This is a genomic window from Actinosynnema sp. (assembly GCF_052038725.1).
Genome location: NZ_JBQGCX010001260.1, coordinates 1 through 2223, shown reverse-complemented (window position 1 = coordinate 2223; position 2223 = coordinate 1). Strand labels below are relative to the sequence as shown.

The following is a 2223-nucleotide window of genomic DNA, read 5'->3' as shown; positions in this document are numbered from 1 at the left end:
CACCTGGGTGGCCTTGGCCAGCGGGTGCAGGTACGCCGCGCCCGCAGCCGCCACCGCCGCCCGCGCCGCCTCGGCGGCCACCGGGTCCGCGGCGTCCGGCGCCTGCGCGCACGCCACCTGCGCCGCGACCGCCCGGTCCCGGAGCGCCGTGGTCCGCCTCCCCCCGTCCGCGAACGCCCGAGCCGCCACCACCGCCTCGCGCGCCCGGACGTCCCCCGGCCGCCGCGCCTCGAACCGCGCGAGCGCGGGCTCGGCGCAGGCCACCGCGTAGGCGGTGACCGCGCGCAGCTCGTCGGTGGTCAGCTCGATCGCGTCACTCACCCCAGCACCCCCCGCACCCGCTCCGCCGCGTCCTCCCGCCCCTGGCCCTCGTACAGCACCAGCGCCTCCTTCCACGCCGCCCGCGCCGCGTCCTCCGCGCCCAGCGCCGCGTGCGCCTCCCCGAGCTGCTCCAGCACGTCCGCCGTCATGTTCGTGTTGTGCAGCCCCCGGTACAGCCGCAGCGCCTCCGCGCAGTGCCCCACCGCCTCCCGGTGCCTGCCGTCGCCGTGCTCGATCGCCGCCAGGTAGTGCCTGGTCGTGGCCTCGCCGTCGGGGTTCGGGTGGGCCCGGTACAGCTCCAGCGCGGCCTCGCAGTCCGCGCGGCCCGCCGCCCGGTCGAGCAGGCGCGCGGTCAGCAGGCCCCGGTAGGTCAGGGCCGCCGCCTCCCACACCGGCTGGTCCAGGTCGCGGAACAGGTCGCAGGCCAGCCGGGCGTCCGCCAGGCCCCGCTCGTCGTCGCCGACCTCGCAGCGCACCCACGCCAGCATCCGGTGCGAGTGGGCGCGCTCCGAGCGGTCGTCACCGGCCTCGGCCAGCGCCAGGGCCTTGTGCAGGCGCACCACCGCCGCCCGGTGCCTGCCCAGGTGGGCGAGGGCGCGGCCGAGGAAGCGGTTGGCCCGGATCAGCGGCATCGGCTCGGCCAGGTGCTCGGCCGACTCGACCGCCCGCTGCCAGGTGAGGACCCGGTCGCGCAGGTGGCCGCAGCGGCCGAGGAACGAGTCCGCGCCCCAGGCCAGCAGCCACGCCGTGTGGTGCTCGCCCGCAACCGCGGCGCTCTCCTGCGCGGCCAGCAGGTTCGGGTGCTCCTCGGCCAGCCACGCCATCGCCTCGGCCGTGCCCGCCGGTGGCCGCACCAGCGCGCCGCGCGCCGGTGGCGGGAGGGGGAGGGGTTGGCGGTGCGGGGCGAGGAGTCGGTCGCAGGCGTGGGCGGTGCGGGGGTAGTGGTCGAGCAGGCGGGTCAGCGCGGCCTCCCGCTCGTCCGCGCCCAGCGCCTCGTCGGCCACGGCCAGCGCGTGCACCCGCACCAGGTCGTGCATCGAGTAGCGGCCCCGGTCGTCCTGCTCCAGCAGCGACGCCTCCTCCAGGCCGCGCAACGCCTGCGCGGCGGCGGAGGGCGGGAGGTCGACGAGGCTCGCGGTGGCCTCGCGGGACAGGTCGGGGCCGGGGGAGAGGCCGATCAGCGCGAACAGGCGGCGGCGCTCCGGCGGGAGCGCGTCGTACGACCAGGACAGGACGGCGGGCAGGCTGATCGCCGGGTCGTCGTCGTCCAGCGCGGACAGGCCGGACTCGCGCAGCTCGGCGGCGAACCCCGCCAGCGGCGCCCCCGGCCGCAACCGGGCCCGGCTCGCCACCAGCGCCAGCGCGAGCGCCGACCCCCGGCACAGCGCCACCAGCTCGGCCACCGCCTCGCGCTCCGCAGCCACCCGCTTCGCGCCCAGCCGGGCCGTCAGCAGCGCCTCGGCCTCGTCGGCGGTCAGGGGCGGGAGGCGCTCGTGGTGCACGTCGTGCTGGACGAACAGCGGGCGCAGGGCGTTGCGGCTGGTGACGATGACCGCGCTGGAGCGGCCACCGGGCAGCAGCGGGGCGACCTGCTCGGCGGACGCCGCGTTGTCCAGCACCACCAGGACGCGCCGGTCCGCGAGCAGACTCCGGTAGAGCCCGGCCTGGTCGTGCAGGTCCGTCGGGATGCGCGAGGGCTCCACCCCCAGCGCGTCCAGGAACCCGCGCACCGCGACGGAGGTCTCCATCGGCGCCCCGTCCGGCGTGAACCCGCGCAGGTCGACGAACAGCTGCCCGTCGGGGAAGCGCCCGGCGTTCCGGTGCGCCCACCGCACCGCGAGCCACGTCTTGCCCACCCCTCCGGCGCCCGCGAGCGCCAGGACCGGTGGGACGCCCTCGGCC

At 78.4% G+C, this 2223-nt stretch carries 2 protein-coding genes; both read right to left on the bottom strand.

The window, feature by feature from the left end; translation table 11 throughout:
- The coding region (locus tag ACTUAL_RS26580) for a putative immunity protein (protein WP_440902165.1) at positions 1-321 on the bottom strand (321 nt) is incomplete at its 3' end.
- On the bottom strand, positions 318-2223 hold a 1906-nt coding region (locus ACTUAL_RS26575), incomplete at its 5' end, for an ATP-binding protein (protein WP_440902164.1). The genes ACTUAL_RS26575 and ACTUAL_RS26580, both read right to left, overlap by 4 nt.